We start from the raw sequence: 25,109 nt of genomic DNA, 5'->3' as shown, positions 1-25,109 counted from the left end.
TGCGGTGCGGTCCGGCAGGCTCACCATCACGGTAATTGGATGTTGAAAATTATCCTCGCTAAAGCTTTTAGTATTAGCCTTAAATGTTTTACTTTGTAAGGTATGCCGGTTTTTATAGCGTCATTGAATTCGGGGAGTAACGGCAATTGCTATTACGTTGGTAACCAGCACGAAGCAGTACTGGTTGACGCCGGCATATCCTGCCGAGAGACTGAAAAGCGCATGGCCCGCCTGGGGCTTTCCATTCAAAAAGTTAAAGCCATTTTCATTTCGCACGAACATAGCGACCATATTAAGGGCCTGGCTGTATTGGCGAAGAAATACCGCCTGCCCGTTTATGTTACCGATGGCACGGTACATCATTGCGGCGATGTGCCTAAAGAGCTTTGCATCAGCCTTCGATCGTACCAGCCGGTTAGGGTGGGCAGCCTGGAGGTAATGCCCTTTCCCAAACATCATGACGCTGCCGAACCGCACAGCTTTATGATAAGCGATGGCAATACCCGCATAGGCGTATTTACCGATATCGGCGCCCCATGCGAGCATTTGATCCGCCATTTTGCGCAATGCCATGCGGTGTTCCTGGAAGCTAATTACGACGAGGATATGATGGAGCAGGGCAGGTACCCCTTCTTTTTAAAGCGGCGCATCCGCGGGGGTAAGGGGCACTTATCAAATAAACAAGCGTTGGATGTGTTCAGGGAACATAAGCCCCCGTACATGAGCCATGTTTTGCTGGCACATTTGTCAAAGGATAACAACTGCCCCGTATTGGCGCAGCAAATGTTTGCAGCCCATGCCGGCGACACACATGTAAGCGTTGCTTCGCGCTACGAGGAAAGCCCTGTTTTTGTAATAGATCCCCTGCCCGTTGCAGCCGGCGAAAGTAACATACTTAACCAAATCACCGGGCAATTTCAGTTCGCTATAAGCTGAAAAGCAAGTGTTCACGTTCGGCGCACGTGAACACCGTGAACATTCATGAACATTTGATAATCAGCGTGTTGCAAATTTGGATATTTTGGTACCAGCTAAAGAGAAACTTTATAGTAATAGATGTAATTGACTGGTAAACAGCGATCAATAAAATAAACCGACGTTCACGGAAATTTTGAAGAAATGAACATGGAAAATAGCCCCATACATGCTTGAAATTATTTACCAGGACGAACATCTTATAGCCATAAACAAGCCTCATGGTTTGCTGGTACATCGCTCATCAATAGCTGCAGATGCCGAAGAGTTTGCGTTGCAGTTGCTGCGCGACCAGACCGGCAGAAAGGTAAACCCCGTGCACAGGATAGACAGGAAGACAGGCGGGGTGTTGCTATTCGCGTTTGATAAGCCTGCCGAGATAGCCATGCAGCAGGCGTTTATGGAAAATCGGGTGAAAAAGAAATACCTGGCGATATTGCGGGGTTATACCCCGGATGCCGCAGAGATAGACTATCCCTTGCGTAAAGAGAACGGCACGCTACAGGATGCATTGACCCGTTATGTTACCCTGAACAGGGCCGAACTGGATGTACCGTTTGGCGCGCACCCCACCTCGAGATACTCAATCATAGAAGCATCGCCGGAAACAGGGCGCATGCACCAGCTGCGTAAACACTTCGCGCATATATTTCACCCCATTATTGGCGACCGCACGCATGGCTGTAATAAGCAAAATAAATTTTTTAAAGAGACCTGGGAGATGGAAACCATGCTGCTGCACGCGCGGCAATTAACGTTTGATCATCCGGTTACGGGGCAAGAAATAACTATACAGGCATCCGTGCAAAACGAATTTAAACGCGTAATGCAGCTAATGGGCTGGGCGGATAACTAATAAACTATATTTATATTTGCAGTATGAGCAATAACGATATCATGAAAAAGCTTCGCGTGGCTTTACAGCTGCGTGATGATGAGATCATCGAGATATTAAAACTGGCCAACTTCCGGACCACCAAAACCGAATTGAGCGCCATCTTCCGCAGTGAAGATCACCCAAATTTTCAGCCCTGTAAAGATCAGCTATTGCGCAATTTTTTGAACGGACTGGTATTACACCTGCGCGGGCCAAAGCCTGAGAAGCATAGTTCTAAGTCTTAAGTTGAAAGTTGAAAGTTGAAAGTTCAAAGTTGAAGGTAGGAAAATCATACCACGACTTAGAACTAAAGACTTTAGACTCCAGATTTTAGACTCCAGACTCAATTCTTCTCTATTAAACGGTATTTTCCGCTTTTTATAAGTTCCTGTTGCTGTTTGCTAAACGCTTCCCGGCCGCCAAAATCCTGTACCCAGTATTTATTATATTCGGCCACGCCAACTTCCTTAAAGCCGGGGTTCATCAGGTTACGGCAATGGCCCTCGCTTTTAAACCAGCCTGCCATTACCTCGGGTATGCTGTTTTGCCCAAAGGCAATATTTTCGCCGATCATAAAGCTTTTCCAGCCTTTAAAAACATACCCGGCAGTAATAATACGGGTGTTCATGGTGCGGCCATCCTTACTTTCGTGGCTAAAGTAATTTTGCCTGGCCATATCCTGCGCGTGGCCTTTGGCGGCTTCTTCCAGGTCATTGTTCCAAACCATGGGCGGCGCCGGGGGGAAATAAGTATCGCCACATTTGCAGCCCTTAGCGCGGGTTTGATTGATCAGATCTAAAAATTCCTGTTTAAATAATGAATGTTCGTCAGTACGGCTTATTAATATAAACGAACTGAGTGCCATAGCTGATAACGCGATAAAAATACCTGATACATATTTCTTCATAACGCTGATTTTGACAGTATTAACGCACTATGGTTTAAATACATATAACCCTATGTCAATTTTATGAAGATACGCGAGGGGAGGTTATAACGATGCCAGTTTTTTGGCAGAAACTGCCTTTGAAGATTTTTTAACAACAATATTTGCCTTTTTCTTTTTGGTTGCGGCGGGCTTAGTATCTTTTACAGGGCTGTTATCAAAAGTAATGGTAACAGCTTTCAATTCGTCATCACGCTGCAACTGCGCTGCTATTTCTGAGGCCCTTTTTTCGGCTATATCCCCTTTTTCATAATCCTTTAAGCGATTGTACAGGTAGGCGTAGTTTTGCTGCACAACGGCTTCTAAAGCAGGCATTTTGTTAACAGTGCTCCATTTTAACGCTTCGTTTAGGTCGCGCATAGCCATTTTGTATTCCTTCAGTTCCATTTTTATGGCTGATAACCTTACCAGCGAACTTACGATGTTGGCGATATCTTTTTTCTGACGCGAAATTTTGTTTGATTGAAGTGTGAACCACTTTGCCTCGCTGTATTTTTTTTGCGCTACGTAAACCCTGGCAAGGTCGTCAAAACTCGACCGTATGCCGGTGGTATCTTCATAATAACTATAATTGTGCAGGGCCAGCAGGGTGTAGTGTATGGCCTCGGTTTGGTAGTAGGCCTTTAAATTGCGATTGGGTTGTTTATCAAACTTTAAATATTCTGTCGCAATTTGGGTATAGATGGCCCCCTTAAGCGTATCGTTGGTAGTAAGCTGCAGTTTTTGTTTAAGGCTATCTATGTAATTGCGGTTATCATCGCCAATGTGAGCGTGAGCGGCAAATGTTGTAGCGGCTAATATAAATGTGAAAAGTATAACAAGTTTTTTCATCTGGTTGCAGATATCAAATAAGTCATATTACCTATTCAAATCTTATGCCCGTAATTATTAATACTTTATCGCGGGGGCTTGCAAGTTACAACAAATGCCATTAATAGCCATAATAATATTGATTTATAGCTACTTACGCTTATGCGCATGGATTTTAATTACAATAAAGCCCATCAACTGCTAAAAAAAGCAGTATATAATAGTGTACACAATAAGTAAATGTTACAGTTATTGTATCACGCCTTCGTAGCGGCTTAAAAAGCGGTTAAAATTACCTGATGCCGCTTGCATCCAGTTGAAAAGCATTATACCCAGCGAGGCGCAAACAATACCCGCCAGCACGTCGAGCACGTAATGGTGGCTGGCATAAACGGCGGTAAACCAAATACCCAGCATTACCACGCCAAAAAACCAGTTAACAAGGCCCAGCTTGTTTTTAATGCCATAATAAAGTACAATAACCGGGTAGGATGAGTGCAGTGACGGCATTGCTGCAAAAACGTTTGATCCCTTTGAGTAGATGGATTTAAAGAGGTTGATATTAAAAAACCTGTCGAAACGCGCCAGGCCTGCTGTATTACCCTGCGTTAGGGGGTGGAAAGTGAAGCCATGAAACTGAATATACCAGGGTGGCGCGGCGGGATAGGCGTAATAAACAATAAAACCCAGCATATTAACCAGTACAAACGTTAACGAAAAGTACAGGAACTGCCGTTTATTTTTGAAGAACAGGAACGCCGCGAACGCGAGAGGAACGGGGATCCAGCACAGATAGAACAGACCGGCAGCTACATCAACAATGTTGGTGCTTTTAAGGCGCAGATATTCGTTTGGGGTAAGGGTGCTGCCGTTCAGCGTTATACCAAAAAGGCTTTTTTCGGCATGGTAAAGGCTGCCTATGGCTACATCATTATAATTATAATTGGGGAACGCCTTCATATAATCGAAAATGATCCAATAAACGATGAAGATAGAAAAGCCAAGTATAAACTTGCGGGTAGTTGCCGTGGCATAAAACAATATGTTAAATATGCCCATCAAAATAAGCTGATCGGTTTTAAAGCCAACCAGAAAGTATGATAAAATTAAGTATGCGATGGATATGCCGGTAACAATGCTGATGTTTTTTGCATTGATCCGCATGTCATCGCCAATAGCGTTAGCCATTCTGCTTTTTAATGAAATCTGAATTGAATATCTTGTCCCAAAGCGGAGAGCTTACGCCATAGCCTTTGGTGGGGTCCTGGTAATGATGAAGCATGTGGTGCTGCTTTATTGTTTTCCAGAATTTGCCCTTGAAGTTGAAATGATGAATGGCGTAGTGCGATATATCATAAATAAGGTAACCAAGTATAAAGCCGGGGAAAAAGCCGAATATATAATTAGCAGGCAACAAGGCGTTAAATAAAAAGTAAAAACCTGTTGCCAGTGGTATGCTTGCCGATGGCGGCATCACCAGGCGCTTGGCATCGCTGGGGTAGTCATGATGTACGCCGTGAAATATAAAGTGCAGGCGCAGCGCCCATTGTTGTTTTGGTACAAAATGGAAAACAAAGCGATGCATTACATACTCGGTAAGCGTCCACACAAAAAGGCCTGCTAAAAAAAGCCAGATGTAATTTACAAGGCCAATTTGTTTATCGTAAGCAAAATAGCTGGTAACTAAAATAACAGGTAAAAAAATTATAATAGGCACAAAATAGTGCACTTTTGATAAGCTTTCTAAAAAACTGCTCTTAAACATCCTCACAGATTCCTGTGAATTTGAAACAAAATTTTTCGCCATAACACTTAAGGTTTAAAACGTTCGGTGACCTCTTTTCCTGTACCAGGGTCTGTGCCCTTCATTTCTACAAAAATAACATTTGGTAACCAAAAAGTCCCCCCATCAATCTGAATAAATATTTTTTGAAGCAATACCTGCTTTTGGGCTATTGTTGCGAAGATATGATATTTTCCGTCGGCACCCTTCATTAAAGTAAGCGGAATTTTTTTGTATGACACTAATCTGATATCATACCTGTCGTTACCCAGTGCTTTAGAAATTATTCCGTAAGCAAATTTGCGTTGCATATAGGTAAACTCAGCTGGTTCGCCGTGGCCTTCGGCATACCTTAACCAGTAGCCGTGTACGGGCGCATTTTCATCAGGCTTACCGGTTTTTTGATCGATATTGAGATCGTATGACAGGGCGTTGATATTGGGCGACCGCTGGATATAGAACAAGCGGAGCGGATTTGGCGGAGGTACCGGATAAACCAGCTTTTTTAACGTATCGGTAGGGGATATAAGCGGGGAGTTGACACTGGGTGAGGCGGCCACTGCCTGCAGCGCGCCGGTGAGCATAAAGTATATAATAAAAAGCTTTATGCTGTTTTTTATCATTCCCCTCTTTCAGCCAATGCCTTGCGGGCGTTTACCAGCCTTTTAGCCGCCGTTAAATTAGTTAGTACGGCCAATATCGCTATAGGAAAAGTAAAGATAGACATGGTTTCGAATACGTGGAACCTGAAGCCGGGGATATATAATTTATAATCGCCGCCCAGGTATGATGATGCCACGCCGCACGCAATAGCACATAAGCCGATGGTTACTACACGCTCGGGGCGTTGCATCAGGCCGCCTTTTGACTCCACCCCCAAGCCTTCCGCACGGGCGCGAACATAACTTACCATCATTGAGCCGATAAGCGCTATAAAGGCAAATATCGAGCTTAGAAAGTAATGGTGAGCAACAAGGTAATAGCAAATCCCCAGGAACATGATCAACTCGCTGTAGCGGTCTAATACCGAATCGTATAAGGCACCGAAAATAGATTTCATGTTACCCAGGCGGGCTACCTGCCCATCCAGCATATCAAATAAGCCTGCAAATAGTATTAAACCGCCTGCCCAGCCAACATAACTTAGATCGCCCCGGTTGCCGTCTTCGGCGCCTATGATAAATATTGCTGCAACCCCCACATTTAAAATAAAACCGATAGAGGTTACCGCATTTGGCGTTAACCCCACCTTAATCAGGAGTTTTACAAATGGGTCGATGATCTTATATATTCCTAATTGTAAACTTGTACGTACCGATGTTTGTGGCTCCATTAGCTATAAAAATAATTAAAAATAAAATATATCAAAAATCAAACTTAACCTTTACACGTATTCCCCACTTGGCTATGTCCGGATGATCCAGGTATGTGAACCGTTTAACGTAGTCAACCCGTATAAACTTAAAAATGTTTTCGATGCCCACGCTTGCTTCAACGTATGGCGTACCATTCATGGTGTAAGTAATCGGAACGCCATTTTCGTCGGCCGGGAACTGGTAAAGGTTTGGGTGTAAAGATGGATTATTACTACTGCTTAATCCGCTCCATAACGATTTGAACGATGCGGTTTCGCGAAGTTTGAGTTTCTTTAACAACGGGACCTTATTGAAAAAGAATCCGCCAAAATGATGATCGATAATGATGTTGACGGATTTATCGCTCACAAATTCTAAAAAATTCATGAGGTTATATGCGTCAATTACATAAGCAAAACTTTGGTTTGCCCTATGCATATTGAGCAATGGATAAGGCACCTGGCCAAATGTTCTTGAGCTTTCAACAACCACATCAGAGAAACCGGCGGGGGCTACATAAAAACGCTTTTCGCCCCTGAAGTTTAGTTTATGGTAACTATAGTCGCCATCTAACGGGCCTTTCAGGCCCGCGGTATAATCTAACGAAAACTTTGGATATTGGTTAATAATAGGCGAACGGTGCAGCTTGCCCTGGTAGTATTGCTCGTTGGGAGCGTAACGGATGCCTGCCGAAAGTTCGGTGACCGTTAAAGTGTTAAATACTTGATTGAATGTATTTTGAAAAGGATATAAACTGCCGGCAGGGGTTTGCATCAGTTTGCGGAAGCCAAGTTTATACGACAGGTGGTTTTCAAATTCGCTTACATAATCAATACGGTACGAATCGTTGTAGTAGTACTTGTCGTTTCGACCACGCTTAAACGATAACAGTACGTTATCTTCCTGTATAAAACCTAATTCCTGCCCCGGCACCTTGGTGTCGCGCTGAACGCTCGCGCGGATATAATGCTGCGGAAACCGGTAAATGCTTTTGTTATTTAATGAGTAGGAGGTGGCGAAATAACCTTTCCATTTTTTGTCGCGGAAGCCATAAGCACCATATCCTTCAAAATAAATGCGTTTGCTAAAGTCGGCAGTTGTGCGGCCGCCCAGCCTAAGCCGCAAACCTTCAACCGGGTTAAAACTGTAAAAAGTACTGGCGGGGCCAACTTCAAACTTGCCAAAATTTTTGTAACCGGCAAATAGCAGGTTAATGATATCGGCGGTGCGCCTAAACGATGGCATATGTACCAGGCTATCAATGTTTTTATACACCTTTGATTCGGCCGTGGTAAGGGTATCCAATCTGTTTTGGGCCCAAAAGCTTTCGGGCCGGTTTTTTAGCTCTTCGTCTACCAGTTCCGCGCTTGCCTGGTAAAGCGTATCGTTATGAGGGATATTTATAGCGTAATTTTTAACCGTTACCGTGCGCGTACCAAACAAGCCGCTTTTGCGCTTGGCGGTTATGCCAAAATCGGCGAAGGTGTTGCTTCGGCTTAAATGATAACGGCCATCGGCGTTAGGCTCGAAATCAAGGTCTACATTCATGCTGCGCACAAAGTTAACATTGATGTTTTTATTGATAACCAACCCGGCTTTTTGCACGGCGTAGTTACCGTCGAGTGTAATGTATATCTCGCCCTCAAAAAGTATGTCGTTGGTGTTGCGGGGCGTAAAGCTTAGCTGTACCAGCTTTTTGCCGTTATCGAGGGTAAGCGTATCGGTAATAAAAAACTTGTAGTAAGTAGGGGCTGTATTGGCTATAGGGCTTAAAAATTGCCTGCCTAATAACATAATGCTATTATCGTAAATATCAACCTTCTCGTACAGGTGCTTAAAATACTGCCCTACACCTTCGGTGTCAAAGCCAGGCCCAAAATCAACCGACTTTTCTCCCAATATCACGCTGCGGGTGGCTTCCGGGTTTTTACGGTGGTATACCTGAGCCAATTGCTCTTTTAAGTAAATGGGCAGCAATGTTTTACCGGGATAGGTAGTGCTGTCTTTATTTTCGAATATGAACTTGTATTTTCTGAAAAGCTTTTTCTCTTTTATTTTATCAGATATGTTACTCAGCGAAAACTGAATTTTGTCGTACTCTTTGTATTCCACAAAATCGTAAGCTTCGGGGCGGTTACGGGGTTTGTTTTCAATAACCTTACGTATTAAAGCTACTGCAGGGTTATCGTTTACATACTTTGTTTTTTTTGTTGATTTGATGCTTACCTCGTTCAACTGGGTAGACGAGGGGATCATCCGGATGTTGAGCACCTGTTCTTTTCCGGGTAACACGTTGTAAGTAGCCTCTTTAAAGCCTACGTAACTTACCTTTATTTTAGTGTACGGATGATTGGTGCGCAGCGTGTACATGCCATGCGTATCGGTAACAACGCCGGTAGTACTGCCTACAAACGCAACAGATACAAAAGGAAGGCCTTCTTTATTACCGCCATCGGTAACCTTACCGGTTACAACGGTTGTTTGCGCCGTTACAGCAGCGCTTATCAACAGGAAAAGTACAAGAAAAAGATACCTAAAAGTGTATTTTAAATTCATTAACCTTATCCAATTATGCAAAAACAAACTTTTTTTGTAAGAAATAATTATAAGTTATCCCTACAGAAAACGAAACTACCACCTTGGATATTTTGTAATCTAACCCTGCGTAGTGTGTTACCAAAAATACACCACCTGTATTAAGGGCAACATTGCCGCCCCAAACAAGTACATATTTTACGGCTTGTACGGGGATGGTTTTTTCTTTGCGTTTTTTAAATACCCAAACCCTGCCTAATGCAAAATTTGTTACGCCCCCCGCGATGGTTCCGATCAAGCTTGCTGTAACGTACCAAAGGTAAAAAAATTCCTTACAGACTATTGTGGTCAAAAAGTCAAATAGGGATGCTATAAAAGAAGACGCCTGCGCCTTAACAAATGTTGCCATTTATACAATAATTATCCGGCTTAAAATGTTTTCGGTTTGACCCAGCCGTGAGATCTTAGTTTAACTATGCACAATCTTTTTTAGTAGACGATGTAGGGAATAGTTTGTTACCATCTACGTAAAAAACACTGCAATTAGTTTAACTAAACAATAAAACCTTGGGGGAAGGTTTAAGTTTCGGTCGCGAATATCGTCATTTTAAACTTAAATCCCTGTAAAATAAAAAACTGGTTACCGCCACTTAAGGCAATAACCAGTTTTTATGGGTAATATGATGCGATTAATTACCCGCAAACATATCGTCGTAATAGTCGAGGCCCAGATGTGTTATCAGGTCTTCGCCCATTAGGTAACGCAGGGTGTTCTCCAATTTAATAAGCTGTTTAAAGATATCATTCTCGGCGTGTAAACCCGGCGCGGTTTGCGGCGATTTAAGGTAGAATGATAACCACTCCTGTATACCGCTCATGTTAGCACGTTTTGCCATATCGCAAAATAAAGCAAGGTCTAACGCGATAGGCGCTGCCAGGATAGAATCGCGGCACAAGAAGTTGATCTTGATCTGCATTTTATAGCCTAACCAGCCAAAAATGTCGATGTTATCCCAACTCTCTTTGTTATCGCCATGCGGAGGGTAGTAGTTGATACGTATCTTGTGGAAGATATCGCCATACAGCTCCGGGTTATCTTCGGGGCGCAAAATATCTTCTAATACGCCAAGTTTAGATACCTCTTTTGTTTTAAAGTTATCCGGGTCGTCAAGTACCAAACCATCGCGGTTACCCAAAATATTGGTCGAGAACCAACCATGTACACCTAACGAACGTGCTGCAAGGCCAGGGGCGAGTACAGTTTTCATTAAAGTTTGGCCGGTTTTAAAGTCTTTACCTGCAATTGGGGTATTGGTTTGTTTAGCCAGCTCTATCATAGCCGGGATATCAACCGTTAAGTTAGGGGCGCCGTTAGCAAATGGTACGCCAAGTTTTAAAGCCGCGTAAGCGTAGATCATGCTTGGTGCAATACGCTTATCATCGTCTTTTAAAGCCTGCTCAAATGCAGCAAGCGACTGGTGTATCTCCGATCCCTCGAAATATACTTCGGTAGAGCCGCACCATACCAATACCACGCGGTTAAGGCCGTTATCTTTCTGAAAGTTTTGTATATCTTCCATAACCTGCTGAGCAAGTTCGTAACGGGTACCGGTTTTAACGTGTGTACCGTCAAGGTTTTTTGCGTAGTTCTTGTCAAATGCAGCCTTCATTGGCACAATGGCTTCCAAACCCTCTTTAACCGAATCTAACAGGTCGCGTTCAAGTACTTTTGCGTTTACAGCTGCCTGGTAAACGTTATCAGAGTACACATCCCAGCCACCAAAAACAACATCGTTAAGGTTAGCCAATGGTACAAAGTCTTTGATTTTTGGATGACGCGCTTCGGTACGTTTGCCTAAACGGATGCTACCCATTTGAGTTAACGAACCAATAGGCTGCGATATGCCTTTTTTTACGGCTTCAACGCCGGCAATTAATGTTGTAGCTACTGCGCCTAAGCCCGGAATTAATATACCAAGCTTACCTTCAGCAGGTTTAATGTTAATTTTCATTACTTGTGTTTGTTTTTAAAGGATAATACAGCTTTTAAACCAATATAATATGGTTAAGCCGTTTAGTTCACTGTTTTGTATATAGTAGCGCCAGGCGCTGTACTATTTTAATTAATACAATTAAGCAGCAGGATACCGCTCAATTGCGCGACAAATAGAATATAATTTTTGGTTGAAAATTAATAATTCTATAAAGTTTACAGGCAGATGAATATTGACTGTGTTATATAGGCTTTTCGTATATCCTGTAAGTTTTGTACTGATCGCCGCCAATGGCTTCAATAGCGCGGTTCACCATGTCGTTGTTTTCAAGCGTCCACGATGCTTCGGCATATTTCAGGCCTTTGCGCCTGTACTCCTTTATAATGCTGCCATACAGGCTGGCCTCGATACCTAATTTGCGGTAACCATCAATTACACCCAAAAGCATAATACGTATACCGGTGATCTTCTTTTTATTTAACAACAGCTTGAAAATACCTGTGGGCAACAAACGGCCTTTTTTTATGGTTTTAAGTATCTGGTTAATATCGGGTATGGCTACGCCAAAACCAACAATTTTACCGTCCTGCTCTGCAACCAATGCAAAATCAGGGTCAAGTATCATCTTAAGGTCCTTGGCGGTGTAGTCAAATTCCTCGTTGGTCATCGGGAAAAAGCCCAGGTTTTTATCCCAAGCCTTGTTATATACGTCGCGCAGGGCATCGGCCTCCTGCTTAAAATTTTTCAGGTTTATTTTACGTATGGTGATATTGCTGTTGCGTTTTAAACGCTCCTGCAGCATATCAAGCATTTTTAACGATTTGTCGTTGTAATTTGGCCCATCCCAATACCAGGCAAGTAAATCAGTTTGTTTTTTAAAACCGGCGTTTTCAAGCAAGGTAATGTAATACTCAGGGTTATAGGTCATCATCACCACCGGCGGCCTGTCAAAACCCTTTATAAGCAGCCCGCAGGTTTCGTTGGTTGATGGGTTTACCGGCCCAACAATTTTATCAGCGCCTTTTTCCTTAACCCACTTAACGGCGGTATCAAAAAGTAAATTGGCGGTTTCCTGGTTGTTCTCACAATCAAAAAAGCCAAAAAAACCGTCCTTAACCTGGTTGAAATTATTGTGGTTGTTATTATAAATTGCTGCAATACGCCCAACTATTTTATCGCCATCGTACGCCAAAAAGGTTTGCAGCGCCGAGTGCTTATGAAAAGGGTGCGTGGTTAGCAGGTCCTTTTGGGCTATAAATAATTCGGGTACGTAGTTGGGGTCGTTCTTATACAGGTCATGCGGGAAGTCAATAAAAGCTGCGAGCTCTTTTTTTGACTGTACCGGTACAATTTTTTTCATTTGGGATGTTAAGGTTAATACAGGTGCCATGCAGGCGCGGCACCTGTATATTCAAAGAGCTTATATATTTTCTTTAATAGTACTATTGGTTACGCCTACATGTTTAAACGCCTGTATCAGTTTTTCAACGGCTTCGTCTATCTGTTCAAAAGTATGGGTTGCCATTAGCGAGAACCTTAATAAAGATGAATCAGAAGGAACGGCCGGCGATACAACCGGGTTAACAAATACGCCCGCGTTTTGCAGATAATTAGTTACCTGGAAAGTTTTGGCGTTATCACGTATATATATAGGTAGGATAGGGCTTTCTGATGCGCCGATATCAAAACCTTCATCGGTTAATAATTTTACGGCGTAGTTTGTATTGTCCCAAAGCTTCTGTATACGTTCGGGTTCTGCCTCGATAATATCAAGTGCAGCAATAACGCTGGCTACAGATCCGGGGGTCATGCTGGCGCTGAACATTAACGAACGGGCGCGGTGCTTAATATAGTCAATGGTATCGTAATCGCTTGCAATAAACCCGCCCAGCGATGCCAGCGATTTACTGAAGGTGCTCATAATAAGGTCAACCTGATCGGTTAAGCCAAAGTGTGATGCAGTACCCGATCCATTTTCGCCAATTACACCCAAACTGTGAGCATCGTCAACCATAATATTAACGCCGTATTTATCGGCAAGCTCAACAATTGCAGGCAGCTTAACAATGTCGCCTTCCATGCTGAATATACCGTCAACAACAATAACCTTTACCGCTTCCTCGGGCAGCATGCTTAGCTTGCGCTCAAGGTCGGCCATATCGTTATGGGCGTATTTAATAACTTTTGAAAACGATAAACGTGTACCGTCAATAATAGAAGCGTGGTCGTACTCGTCAAGTATCAGGTAATCGTTACGGCCGGTAATACACGACAGAACGCCCAGGTTAACCTGGAAACCGGTACTGAATAATACCGCCGCCTCTTTACCAACGTATTTGGCAAGGCGGTTCTCAAGTTCGATATGGATATCAAGCGTGCCGTTCAAAAACCTTGAACCGGCGCAGCCAGATCCGTACGTATCAATTGCTTTTTTTGTAGCTTCTTTTATTTTGGGATGATTGGTAAGCCCTAAGTAAGAGTTTGAACCAAACATTAACACACGCTTGCCGTTTATGATAACCTCAGTATCCTGGCCTGACTCTATAGGCCTGAAAAAAGGATACAGGCCCTGTGCCCTGATCATATTTGCATCCTGGAACTGAGCAATCTTCTCGTGTAATTTTTTAACCATTTATAAACGCTGCTTAAATTTTTTGTAAAAGTACCATGAATAAGCTTATAACTTGCATGGAGAGTGTAAATTTTTTGCACACTACCTTAATAGTATGTTAACATACTTACATCAGGCAAATTAATTAAATTTTTTATTTAATCACTACCACTATTTTACATTTTGTTTTAAAAAGTTGAAAAACCGTGCCAATTATCATTGAAATCTCCTAATTAGGTAAAATTTTTGTTGTCGATTTTTTATTAAAATAGAATAAGTTCATATTCGTGCTCCCTATAAAAAACACCGGAATTAAGTGAACCTTTCTGCTTATTTTCGTTTTAGTTGCACTTAAGTCTTTATGAAAAATCTACGCTGTTTACTTTTATCTAATATACTATTTTTTTCTCCGGCTGCATTGCTGGCTCAAACCGCCCCCGACTCGGCAGTTACCGTTGTTACCTTAAAACAAAGCATTGATTACGCCCTGCGTAACCAGCCGCTGGTAAAACAAGCCAGTATAGACGAGCAAATAAACGAGCGCGATATAAAGATAAGCCTTTCAAACTGGTTACCCCAAATTGGTACCACCGGGCAGTATCAGCATTACTTTCAGCGACCGGCGCAGGGCGCTGCCACAACAACTACCGGCACCGGGACAGGTACACAGCAAAATTTGGCAATTGCGCACAATGTATCTACTGTGGGGCTGCAGGCCAGCCAGGTTATTTACAATAACGATGTGCTCCAGGCTTCACGTGCATCAAAATATTCAAGGCAGTACTATAAACAGAACACCGAGAGCAGTAAGATAGACGTAGTAGCCGATGTAAGCAGGGCCTTTTATGATGTTCTGCTATCGCAACGTCAGCTTGATATTATTAAAGAGGATATTGTGAGGCTGCGCCGAAGCTTAAAAGATGCTTATTCGCGCTACCAGGCTGGGGTAGTAGATAAAACCGATTACAAACAGGCAACTATAGCCCTTAATAATTCGCTTGCATCGCAAAAGCAGATACAGGAAGCGATAAAAAGCAAATCGGCTTATTTAAAACAGGTAATGGGCCTTGATCCTGGTAAAACGCTGGTACTGTCGTATGACTCTACACGATTGGCGGGCGAAGCGGTTATAGATACCAACCAGGTTTTAAATTATACCAACCGCGTTGAGTACAGGCAACTTCAAACTCAAAAAAACCTGCTTAACCTTAATGTATCCTATTACAAATGGAATTTCCTGCCATCATTATCAGCGGTTGGCGGGTACAGTCTGGCGTATTTTAACGATAATTTTTCTAAACTTTATAATAACTCGTACCCAACATCATTTGCAGGCTTGTCATTATCTATACCGATTTTTACAGGTGGTAAACGTTTGCAAAACTTAGCCAAGGCACGTTTGCAGGTGGAACGTAACGACCTTGACCTGATCAATAGTCGTAACGCCATAAACACAGAATATACGCAGGCGCTGGCAAATTATAAAAGCAGCTATTTTAACTGGCAAACCCTTAGCGAAAACGTTGCGCTTGCTAAGGATGTATATAAGGTAGTTGACCTGCAGTATCGCGAAGGTATAAAAACATACCTTGATGTTATTGTATCGCAGGCAGATCTGCGCACAGCCGAGCTTAATTATTACAACGCCCTTTTTGAGTTGCTATCAAGTAAAATAGATTTACAACGGGCATTAGGAACGCTGCAACCCGAATAAAAATTAATCAAGGGATATACCCAAAAACTTTATCGACATTGAAAACACGACAACTTATAATAATGAAAAACACATACGCCTGCTGTATTGCCGCTTTGGCTTTATTAACAGCCTCGTCATGCGGCAACAAAGCGCCAAAACAAGACGCAGCTTTGCCGCCAACCCCGGTAAATGTTATAGAAGCAAAAAAAGCCGACGCCTTATATTACGACAAGTACCAGGGCACTGTAGTGGCCTTAAATGCCGTTGAACTGCGCAGCCAGGTAGGCGGCTTTATAACCGGTATATTTTTTAAAGAAGGGGATGTGGTAAAAAAGGGAGCCCCGCTTTATGAAATTGACCGCCGTAAATATGTGGCAGCTTACGAGCAGGCAAAAGCAAATTTACTTAGCGCAAAGGCTAACTTAAGCAAGGCACAGAAGGATATAGACCGTTATAATATGCTGTTGAAGAATGACGCGGTAGCCCGTCAGACGGTGGACCAGGCCACCGCTAACTTTCAAACCAGCCAAAGCCAGGTAGCTGTTGCGCAGGCGGGTGTAGCTTCGGCTGCAACCGACTTATCGTACGCAACAATACGTGCGCCGTTTACCGGCCGTATTGGTATATCGCAGGTAAAGCTGGGTGCGCAGGTGTCGCCCGGCACCACTTTGTTAAATACCATCTCAACAGGCAACCCAATTGGCGTTGATGTGGTAGTAAACGAGCAGGATATCAACCGCTTTTACAAACTGCAAAAGGCGAGCAGCGATACTACGTTTAAGCTGATACTGCCCGATGGCACCGAATACAGCAAGAACGGAAAGGTATTTGCTATTGACCGCGGCGTAAGCGACCAAACCGGTACCATAAAAGTTAGGGTGCAGTTCCCTAATGCCGATGACGAGTTAAAGGACGGCATGAGCTGTGTTTTACAGGTGCTTAATGATAATTCGGGCAACCGTGTGCAGATACCTTACAAGGCGGTTACAGAGCAGATGGGCGAATTTTTCGTATTCATTTCGCAGGACACTATTGCCGAGCAGCGTAAGGTAGTTTTAGGCCCGCGTATTCAAAGTAACGTGGTTGTGATGGATGGCATAAAGCCCGGTGAAAAAGTGATAACGGAAGGCTTTCAGCGCCTGCGCGATGGCGGTAAAATAACCCTTGGCCCGCCGCCTGCGGCCGCGGGTGCAGCTCCTGCTAAATAATGTAAAGGTGTTTCGTTAAAATTTATTGATGGGTTATCAGCCCAGTAATTAAGCAAAAGAACTAAAGAATGATCGCAGATACTTTTATACGCCGCCCGGTAACCGCTATTGTAATATCACTGGTAATATTGATAGTTGGTGTGCTGTCCATAACCAGCCTGCCTATTGGGCAATACCCGGAAATTACGCCGCCCACCGTACAAGTAACCGGTAACTATACCGGTGCCGATGCCTTAACGGTCGAGCAAACCGTAGCCACCCCTGTAGAGGTACAGGTTAACGGTACCCCGGGCATGACTTACCTGCAAAGTAACAGCACAAGTAACGGCCAAATGAGCATGACCGTTAACTTCGAGGTTGGTACCGATATTAATAATGCTGCGCTTGATGTGCAGAACCGCGTGGGTATAGCCCAGCCAACGCTGCCGCAGGAGGTACAGCGTTTAGGCCTGATAGTGCGTAAGCGTAACCCAAGCATATTAATGCTGGTTGCCATGTTTTCGCCAAACGGCACGCACGATGTAACCTTTACCGATAACTATACCAACGTATTTATTAAGGACGCGTTACTGCGTACCAAAGGTGTGGGTGATGTGTTTACCCGCGCTGATGATTTTAGTATGCGTATATGGCTAAAGCCTGATAAACTGGCAGCCCTGAATATGACCGCGGCCGATATTACCGCGGCCCTGCAGGAGCAAAACGCGCAGGTTGCGGCAGGTACGGTGGGGGCCACCCCACAAATGAAAGGGCAAACCTTTGAATATACCGTATTGGTAAAAGGCCGTCTTACTGATAAATCGGAGTTTGAGAATATTGTTGTTAAAACGCAGCCTAATAACGGCGCTGTGGTACATTTAAAAGATGTTGCGCGTGTAGAACTGGGTAAGTTTAATTATTCGGGTAACTCGTTTGTTGATGGTAAAAGGGCTTCGTACCTGCTGATATACCAGGCGCCGGGCAGTAACGCTATCGAAACCGCCGATAATGTTATCGCAACCATGAACCAGCTAAAAAAATCATTCCCTAAGGATATTGATTTTGTCGTTCCGTTCGAGTCGGTTACCGTAGTGAAGGTTTCCCTGCATGAGGTTATCGAAACGCTGGTTATTGCGTTGGCTTTGGTAATCATTGTGGTATTTTTATTCCTGCAAAACTGGCGCACTACGCTTATACCTGTGCTGGCTATCCCGGTATCTATTATAGGTACTTTCATTTTCTTTATTCCGCTGCATTTTACCATAAACACTCTTACGCTGTTTGGTTTTGTGCTGGCCATTGGTATTGTTGTGGATGACGCCATTGTGGTGGTTGAGGCCGTGCAGCATTATATGGATGAAAAGGGCATGTCGCCGAAGGAAGCGACCGAACACGCCATGCGCGATATATCCGCGCCGGTTATTGCCATTGCATTGATCCTGGCGGCGGTGTTTGTGCCCGTTGGTTTTGTGCCCGGCATTGTTGGGCGTTTGTACCAGCAGTTTGCCATTACTATTGCTATATCGGTATTGATATCGGCTTTTGTGGCGCTATCGTTAACCCCGGCATTATGTACTATATTATTACGTCCGCATAAAATTGACGACAAGTCGACCGGGTTAAACAGGTTCTTCTTTAAATTCAACCGTTGGTTTGATAAGGTTACCGGCCGTTACCGCAGCACCGTGGATAGGGGTATCAAACACTCCAAGTTTGTTGTGATCATACTGGTTTGTATCATCATCGGAACCGTACTGTTATTTAATGGTAAGCCGTCGGGCTTTATCCCGCTGGAGGATGAGGGGCGTGTTTACGTAACCTATGATCTGCCCGAAGGGTCATCCACCGAGCGTACCGTTTCTGTTTTGCACGAAATGATGGGTGTGCTTAAAGATGTACCGGCAATTAACCACTATGCCGCCCTGGGCGGACTGAACGCGGTTAACTTTGCAACAAAATCAAACAGCGCTACCATATTTATACAATTAAAGCCCTGGGACAAACGTGAAGCCAAGGAAGACCAGCTTGCGGGCGTTATTGCAACGCTGCAGAAAAAACTGGCCAGATTCAAAGAGGCCAGTGTGGTGGTCATTTCTCCGCCTGCAATACCCGGTTTAGGTAACACGGGCGGTTTCTCGTTCATATTGCAAGAGAAACAAGCTGGCGGCGATATCAAGAACTTTGAAAAGGTTTTGCAAAACTTTACCGCCGCGGTAAACAAACGCCCCGAAATAGCAAAGGCTTTTTCGTTCTTTACGGCGCATACCCCCGCTTATCAGTTGACCATCGATCGCGAAAAGGCAAAAAAATTGGGTGTAAAGATATCTGATGTAAACAACGCGCTGCAAACTTATATGGGTAGCGCTTATGTAAACGATTTTACCGTTTACGGGCGTAACTTCAGGGTAGTGGCCCAGGCCGATACTAACTACCGCACCAATATTCAAAATATAGGACAGTACTTTGTCCGTAACGAATCGGGTGCTATGGTGCCTTTAAGTACGCTAACAACCTATAAACTCATTGAGAACGCACCATTGATATCGCATTATAACTTATTCCGGTCGGCCGAAATCAATGGCAGCACCAACCCCGGTTATAGCAGTGGTGACGCTATTACAGCCTTACGCGAGGTTGCAGCGCAGAATTTGCCTGCAGGTTATGGTTACGAATTTTCGGGCTTAAGCCGGGAGGAATTGTTATCCGGTTCAAAAACGGTGTACATATTTGCCCTGTCCATCGGTTTTGTGTTCTTATTCCTGGCAGCTTTGTACGAAAGCTGGTCCGTACCGTTCTCGGTTTTATTGGCTGTTCCTCTTGGCGCCTTTGGGGCAATATTGTTCCTTACGCTTAAACCGGGGTTAACAAATAACGTTTATGCCCAGATAGGTTTAATAACATTAATAGGTTTGGCTGCCAAGAACGCCATCCTGATAGTGGAATTTGCCAAAGAGCGGGTGGACCGGGGGATGAACCTGGAAAAAGCTACATTAGAGGCTGTGCGCTTAAGGTTAAGGCCGATCATCATGACATCAATGGCGTTTATATTAGGCGTGTTACCACTGGTGATAGCATCGGGTGCCGGGGCTCAGGCCAGGCAAACCATCGGATGGACAGTTTTTGGCGGTATGCTTGCAGCAACATCGCTTGCTATATTCATAGTGCCGGTACTTTACTACATCATTACTAAGTACGCCTATGGCAAAGACAAACTTGCCGAACTGGAAAAAACATATAAACCCGATCCTGAAATCGATCCGGAAGTATAAAACTAAGCCCCTGATAGGGGCTTGTTTTATTGCGATACCTGCGATGTATGGCGTAACCCTATTACAAAATTGCCTATAAAAGCTACACTTTTCACCAAATCCTGACATAATTTCAAACGATAGCTCATCGAATAAACTGATATTAGCCAGCGGCTGACCGTGGCGTGTTAAAAGTCAAAAAGTCTTTTGATTATCAGGCGTTAAGGTATTGAACACGCCGAAAAGTGCTGTTTTTCATCCGTCATTAGATAATCATTTAACTATCACCGGCAGCAAAATGGCAAAGTATTTGATTATAGGGGGTGTATCACAATTAATATTTTATAACTAAAGACACAACAATGAAAAAGATGACAAAATTAATAGCCGTAGGTTTTACCGCCGCCGCTATATTCTTAGGTACTAATGTTAAAGCACAAACCATAGGTACAGGCGTACGCTTAGGTATCGGTGTAGAAGGTTTATTGCCTACAGGTAACTTACACGACGTATCAAACGTAGGTGTGGGTATTACTCCTCGCTTGCAATTCGGCGTAGCAGATAATATTGGTTTAACATTAACATCAGGTTATCTGAATTATTTTGGGAAAGAACTTGGTAATACAGGCGTAAAAACCAAATCTTACGGAATGGTTCCTGTTAAAGCAGGTATCAAAGCGTTTGTAAGCCAAAATATCTATTTAAGTGGTGAAGTAGGTGCTGCTTTTGAAACTTCGGGATTTGGTGAAGTCAAAGGTGGTCCTGAATACGACACCAATACCAAATTATTAGCATCTCCGGGTATTGGTTGGGCTAATCAAACTTGGGACGTTGGTGTGCGTTACGAAAACTATTCGGGCCAAAGCAATAACTTTGGAGCAGTTGGATTACGCATAGCTTACGGTTTTGCACTGTAACAATAGCCAAAACATACCAAAAAAAGTCCCTTGCCAATTGGCAAGGGACTTTTTTTGGTATGTTTTGCCTGATTTCCCACATAGCTAATGCTTACCGGGGCAATCATGTAAGTTATGGTTAAGGCGACTATGCTAATTTGGCAAGCGCCGTTTTTATCCTTTTCATGGCTTCTATCAATTTATCCTCTGCCGCCGCGTAGGATATGCGGATAGATTTTTTATCGCCGAAGGAATCGCCCCCAACAGTAGCTACATGGCCTTCTTCCAGTAAGTAAATGCTTAGTTCGTCGGCGTCGTTTATAGTTTTGCCGTTATAGCTTTTGCCAAAGAAAGAGGTAACGTTAGGGAAAAAATAAAAAGCGCCATCGGGCAGGTTCACCTGTATCCCCGGGATATCTTGCAACAGGCGGTAAACCAGGTCGCGGCGTTTCTGAAACTGCTCGCGCATTTTATGAACACTTTCCAGGCCGCCGTTATAAGCAGCAACACCGGCTTTTTGGGTGATAGAACAAGTACCTGATGTGATCTGACCCTGCATTTTATCGCATGCGGCCGCTATCTCGCTGTTAGATGCGGTGTAACCAATTCTCCATCCCGTCATTGCAAAGGCTTTGCTAAAACCGTTTATAATTACAACGCGGTCTTTTATACTGTTGAACTGGGCGATAGATTCATGCCCTCCAATGAAATTGATATGCTCGTAGATCTCATCGCTAAGTATGTAAATGTTTGGATATTTCTCAAATACTTTTGCCAGGCTCGCCAACTCATCTTTGCTGTATACGCTGCCGGTTGGGTTGCATGGCGACGAAAACATAAAAAGTTTTGTTTTTGGTGTAATGGCCGCCTCAAGCTGTTCAGCGGTTATTTTAAAATTACTTTCAACAGTAGTATCAATAAAAACACTTACGCCTTCGGCCAGTTTAACTACTTCTGAATACGATACCCAGTAAGGGGTGGGTATTATAACCTCTTCGCCTGGGTTTACCAGGCAAAGTACGGCATTGGCTATGGCCTGTTTGGCGCCTGTGGATACTACTATCTGACTATCGGTGTAATCAAGATTATTTTCTGTTTTTAACTTATTTACAATCGCCTTGCGAAGGTCGGGATAACCGGCAACGGGGGTGTAATAGGTAAAGTTTTTATCCATAGCCGTTTTTGCGGCTTCTTTTATATGTTCAGGCGTATGAAAATCGGGCTCACCGAAACTCAGGCTTATTACATCTACTCCTTTGGCAGCCAATTCGCGGCCCATTTTTGCCATTTTAATGGTCTGGGATTCTGACAGGTTGTTTATCCTGTTACTTAATGCGCTCATATAAAAGATATGTTATTGCGGCAAATATAAAAAATTAGTTTACTGATGGTTGTGCTGTGATTTATAAAAATTCATTAAAAAACGCGGGTTTATTTATAAAAATTGTAATAAATATTCCCTAATCTGAAAAAGCCGCGGGCGAAATTTTCCGTAAGTTTGGCCTTTGTAAAATTGAGTTTTGAAAGAACAAAAGAGAATAATTCTGATATCGCTGATCACAGGGGCCGTACTCATGGTAATGAAATTCAGCGCTTACTTTTTAACAAATTCAAACTTTGTATTAACCGATGCTGCCGAAAGCATTGTAAACGTGGTAGCCAGTTCTTTCGCGTTTTTTAGTATTTACCTGGCTTCGCAGCCACGGGACGAGAACCACCCTTACGGGCATGGCAAGGTTGAGTACTTTTCGGTATTTATAGAGGGTGCACTGATAGGCATAGCCGGGCTTATAATTGTCATTAAATCAACCTACAGCATATTTTACCCCGAGGTCATACATGACCTTATGCTGGGTGCCGCTATTATCGGTGTTACCGGCGTTGTAAATGGATCACTTGGCTTTTATATGATCAAGAAAGGCAAGTCGCTGCCATCTATTACCATCGAGGCCGACGGCAGGCATTTACTTACCGATATGATCACAAGCGGAGGGCTTGTTCTCGGACTTCTGCTTATATATTTTACAAAGATATTATGGCTGGATAGCGGACTATCCATTTTAGTTGGTTTATATATTTTGTTTACCGGCTATAAACTTATCCGCCGTTCTGTAGCGGGACTGATGGACGAAACTGATTTTAATATTGTAAGCAATGTAGTGAAGGTGTTAGGCGAGCAGCGCCGCGACGAGTGGATAGATATACATAACCTGCGCGCCCAAAAGTATGGTAACGAGTTGCACATAGATTGCCACTTAACCCTGCCTAATTACTTTGATCTTAACCGGGTGCACGAAGAAGTTAAACTGGTTGATAAGATGGTGAATAATAATGCCGGTATCACCACAGAGTTTTTCATCCATACGGACCCATGCCTGCCATATTGCTGCCACTATTGCAGTATGCCAAACTGCCCTATAAGGAGCGAGGCCAAAACAGAAGATATCCCCTGGACGATGGACAAAGTGATGCGCAACAAAAAACATTATGAGTAGTAAGTTTTTTAATGTACGTGTGTATGGCATACTTATTAATGCCGATAACCAGGTGCTTATAAGCGATGAGCAGGAGTATGGTGTAAGGTTTACCAAATTCCCGGGCGGAGGCTTAGAGTACGGTGAAGGCTTAACAGACGGGCTTAGGCGCGAATTTGTAGAAGAATGCAACACCGAGGTTGAAGTGATTAGCCATTTTTACACCACCGATTTCTTTGTAAAATCGGCTTTTAACGATTCGCAGATCATCAGCATTTATTATCTTGTTAAGGCATCGTCTGATATTAAATTTGCCACCAAAACCATCGTTTTTGATTTTGATGGCGAGGGCGATACCTTGCAATCTTTCCGCTGGGTAAGTCTTAGAGAACTACGGGCAGAGGATTTTACTTTTCCCGCCGACCAGTATGTTGCCAACCTGTTACTGAAAACGATATGAATTTAGTTGAACGCGATCTGCAAACCATCTGGCACCCATATACGCAAATGAAAACGGCGCAGCCGCCTATACCTATTGTTAGTGGCAAAGGCGCTTGTTTATATGCTGAGGATGGCAAAAAGTATATTGATGCTATATCGTCGTGGTGGGTAAATATACATGGGCACGCGCACCCATATATCGCCGAAATGATAGCAAAACAACTGCTGCAGTTAGAACACGTCATTTTCGCGGGCTTTACGCATTCTGGCGCGGTTGAACTGGCCGAACGGCTGCTGGCCATACTGCCATCCAATCAAAAAAAGGCTTTTTATTCTGATAACGGCTCTACCGCGGTTGAAGTAGCCATAAAAATGTGCCTGCAATACTGGTATAACAAAGGCGAAGAACGAACGAAGATCATTGCGTTTAAAAACGCCTATCACGGCGATACGTTTGGCGCTATGTCGGTTAGCGGCCGCAGTGCCTTTACAGCAGCGTACGATACCCTTTTATTCGAGGTAGAGTTTATCGACCTGCCCGGCGCGGAGAATATAGATGCACTAAAGTCTCAAATCTCAAATCTCAGATCTCAGGTTTCCAGTTTCATATTCGAACCGTTAGTGCAAGGTTCGGCAGGTATGGTGATGTACGAAGCCAAATACCTGGACGAACTGATGGCGCATTGCCGTAACGAAGGTATTATGCTGATAGCTGATGAGGTATTTACGGGTTTCGGGCGTACAGGTAAGCCCTTTGCCTGCGACCATGTACAAACCCAGCCGGATATCATGTGCTTTTCTAAGGGCTTAACGGGCGGTACCATGGCTTTTGGCCTGACCACCTGCACACAGCAAATTTATGATGCGTTTTTGTCGGACGATAAAATGAAGACGCTGTTTCACGGGCACTCTTATACAGCCAACCCGGTAGCCTGCGCTGCCGCGCTTGCCAGCCTTGATCTGTTTTTGGAACCGTCGACACAACAAAATATTAACCGCATTGTTAATAAACACGCTGCCTTCGCCGAAAAAGTCAGGGGGCATAAGTCGTTAAAAACAACCCGCCAAACAGGTACTATATTGGCCCTTGAATGGCAAACAGGCGATAATACATCGTACTTTAGCGGCCTGCGCGATAAATTGTACAATTACTTTTTAAATGCGGGTATCATACTAAGGCCGTTGGGTAATATCATTTACATTTTACCGCCATATTGCATAACTGATAACGAACTCGATTACATTTACGCCACCATTGCGCAAGCACTTGATGAGATATAA

Annotated in this window: 22 protein-coding genes; 10 read left to right on the top strand and 12 right to left on the bottom strand. The window is 43.6% G+C overall.

What is annotated here, in order from left to right; genetic code table 11:
- The first annotated feature begins 102 nt into the window (after nt 1-102).
- From GWR56_RS18525 to GWR56_RS18515, 3 genes are all read left to right on the top strand, one after another.
- Nucleotides 103-936: an MBL fold metallo-hydrolase gene (locus tag GWR56_RS18525; protein ID WP_162432687.1), complete on the top strand. Its 834-nt coding sequence runs from the start codon at nt 103-105 to the stop codon at nt 934-936.
- Nucleotides 937-1,144: 208 nt separating this feature from the next.
- On the top strand, nt 1,145-1,831 hold the full coding sequence (locus GWR56_RS18520) for a pseudouridine synthase (protein ID WP_162432686.1): 687 nt from the start codon (nt 1,145-1,147) through the stop codon (nt 1,829-1,831).
- Nucleotides 1,832-1,854: 23 nt separating this feature from the next.
- A complete protein-coding gene (locus tag GWR56_RS18515; protein WP_162432685.1) occupies nt 1,855-2,097 on the top strand; it encodes a DUF1456 family protein in 243 nt (80 codons plus the stop codon).
- A gap of 98 nt (nt 2,098-2,195) precedes the next feature.
- Here GWR56_RS18515 and GWR56_RS18510 read toward each other — a convergent pair whose 3' ends face one another.
- The 11 genes from GWR56_RS18510 to GWR56_RS18460 form a co-directional block, all read right to left on the bottom strand.
- Nucleotides 2,196-2,759, bottom strand: a complete 564-nt coding sequence (locus tag GWR56_RS18510; protein WP_162432684.1) for a CAP domain-containing protein — start codon at nt 2,757-2,759, stop codon at nt 2,196-2,198.
- Between the two features lie 84 nt (nt 2,760-2,843).
- Entirely contained in the window at nt 2,844-3,629 is a 786-nt protein-coding gene (locus GWR56_RS18505; protein WP_162432683.1) for a hypothetical protein, read from the bottom strand.
- 228 nt (nt 3,630-3,857) lie between these two features.
- Complete coding sequence (locus GWR56_RS18500) at nt 3,858-4,796, bottom strand: phosphatase PAP2 family protein (protein ID WP_162432682.1); 939 nt, start codon at nt 4,794-4,796, stop codon at nt 3,858-3,860.
- Nucleotides 4,789-5,415, bottom strand: a complete 627-nt coding sequence (locus GWR56_RS18495) for a sterol desaturase family protein (RefSeq protein WP_162432681.1) — start codon at nt 5,413-5,415, stop codon at nt 4,789-4,791. Before GWR56_RS18495 ends, GWR56_RS18500 begins: the two co-directional genes overlap by 8 nt.
- Before the next feature lie 5 nt (nt 5,416-5,420).
- Entirely contained in the window at nt 5,421-6,014 is a 594-nt protein-coding gene (locus tag GWR56_RS18490; protein ID WP_162432680.1) for a DUF4833 domain-containing protein, read from the bottom strand.
- Complete coding sequence (locus tag GWR56_RS18485) at nt 6,011-6,724, bottom strand: CDP-alcohol phosphatidyltransferase family protein (RefSeq protein ID WP_162432679.1); 714 nt, start codon at nt 6,722-6,724, stop codon at nt 6,011-6,013. The genes GWR56_RS18490 and GWR56_RS18485 overlap by 4 nt, the downstream gene beginning before the upstream one ends.
- A 31-nt stretch (nt 6,725-6,755) precedes the next feature.
- Nucleotides 6,756-9,302: a DUF5686 and carboxypeptidase-like regulatory domain-containing protein gene (locus tag GWR56_RS18480; RefSeq protein WP_162432678.1), complete on the bottom strand. Its 2,547-nt coding sequence runs from the start codon at nt 9,300-9,302 to the stop codon at nt 6,756-6,758.
- A 13-nt stretch (nt 9,303-9,315) separates the two neighbouring features.
- Complete coding sequence (locus GWR56_RS18475; protein ID WP_162432677.1) at nt 9,316-9,690, bottom strand: GtrA family protein; 375 nt, start codon at nt 9,688-9,690, stop codon at nt 9,316-9,318.
- Between the two features lie 280 nt (nt 9,691-9,970).
- Complete coding sequence (locus GWR56_RS18470; RefSeq protein WP_162432676.1) at nt 9,971-11,293, bottom strand: inositol-3-phosphate synthase; 1,323 nt, start codon at nt 11,291-11,293, stop codon at nt 9,971-9,973.
- 223 nt (nt 11,294-11,516) lie between these two features.
- On the bottom strand, nt 11,517-12,635 hold the full coding sequence (locus tag GWR56_RS18465; protein ID WP_162432675.1) for a hypothetical protein: 1,119 nt from the start codon (nt 12,633-12,635) through the stop codon (nt 11,517-11,519).
- A 60-nt stretch (nt 12,636-12,695) separates the two neighbouring features.
- The gene (locus GWR56_RS18460; RefSeq protein ID WP_162432674.1) at nt 12,696-13,907 is read right to left on the bottom strand and encodes a pyridoxal phosphate-dependent aminotransferase family protein; all 1,212 of its coding nucleotides are present in this window, start codon (nt 13,905-13,907) and stop codon (nt 12,696-12,698) included.
- 340 nt (nt 13,908-14,247) lie between these two features.
- Here GWR56_RS18460 and GWR56_RS18455 point away from each other — a divergent pair, with 340 nt between their 5' ends.
- The 4 genes from GWR56_RS18455 (at nt 14,248) to GWR56_RS18440 (ending at nt 20,934) form a co-directional block, all read left to right on the top strand.
- Nucleotides 14,248-15,600: a TolC family protein gene (locus GWR56_RS18455; protein ID WP_162432673.1), complete on the top strand. Its 1,353-nt coding sequence runs from the start codon at nt 14,248-14,250 to the stop codon at nt 15,598-15,600.
- A gap of 62 nt (nt 15,601-15,662) precedes the next feature.
- A complete protein-coding gene (locus GWR56_RS18450) occupies nt 15,663-16,790 on the top strand; it encodes an efflux RND transporter periplasmic adaptor subunit (RefSeq protein WP_162432672.1) in 1,128 nt (375 codons plus the stop codon).
- A gap of 68 nt (nt 16,791-16,858) precedes the next feature.
- On the top strand, nt 16,859-20,038 hold the full coding sequence (locus GWR56_RS18445) for an efflux RND transporter permease subunit (RefSeq protein ID WP_162432671.1): 3,180 nt from the start codon (nt 16,859-16,861) through the stop codon (nt 20,036-20,038).
- Between the two features lie 341 nt (nt 20,039-20,379).
- A complete protein-coding gene (locus GWR56_RS18440) occupies nt 20,380-20,934 on the top strand; it encodes a hypothetical protein (protein WP_162432670.1) in 555 nt (184 codons plus the stop codon).
- Between the two features lie 127 nt (nt 20,935-21,061).
- Here the strand turns inward: GWR56_RS18440 and GWR56_RS18435 are convergent, their stop codons facing one another.
- A complete protein-coding gene (locus tag GWR56_RS18435) occupies nt 21,062-22,255 on the bottom strand; it encodes a pyridoxal phosphate-dependent aminotransferase (protein WP_202925344.1) in 1,194 nt (397 codons plus the stop codon).
- A gap of 178 nt (nt 22,256-22,433) precedes the next feature.
- Here GWR56_RS18435 and GWR56_RS18430 point away from each other — a divergent pair, with 178 nt between their 5' ends.
- Genes GWR56_RS18430 through bioA form a run of 3 tightly spaced genes read left to right on the top strand, consistent with a single transcriptional unit; the run spans nt 22,434 to nt 25,109 of the window.
- Nucleotides 22,434-23,408, top strand: a complete 975-nt coding sequence (locus tag GWR56_RS18430) for a cation diffusion facilitator family transporter (RefSeq protein WP_162432669.1) — start codon at nt 22,434-22,436, stop codon at nt 23,406-23,408.
- On the top strand, nt 23,401-23,847 hold the full coding sequence (locus GWR56_RS18425) for an NUDIX domain-containing protein (protein WP_162432668.1): 447 nt from the start codon (nt 23,401-23,403) through the stop codon (nt 23,845-23,847). The genes GWR56_RS18430 and GWR56_RS18425 overlap by 8 nt, the downstream gene beginning before the upstream one ends.
- Nucleotides 23,844-25,109, top strand: a complete 1,266-nt coding sequence (bioA, locus tag GWR56_RS18420; protein WP_162432667.1) for an adenosylmethionine--8-amino-7-oxononanoate transaminase — start codon at nt 23,844-23,846, stop codon at nt 25,107-25,109. The genes GWR56_RS18425 and bioA overlap by 4 nt, the downstream gene beginning before the upstream one ends.

The sequence above is a fragment of the Mucilaginibacter sp. 14171R-50 genome (assembly GCF_010093045.1).
GTDB lineage: Bacteria > Bacteroidota > Bacteroidia > Sphingobacteriales > Sphingobacteriaceae > Mucilaginibacter.
This window is presented reverse-complemented; position numbering and strand designations above follow the sequence as displayed.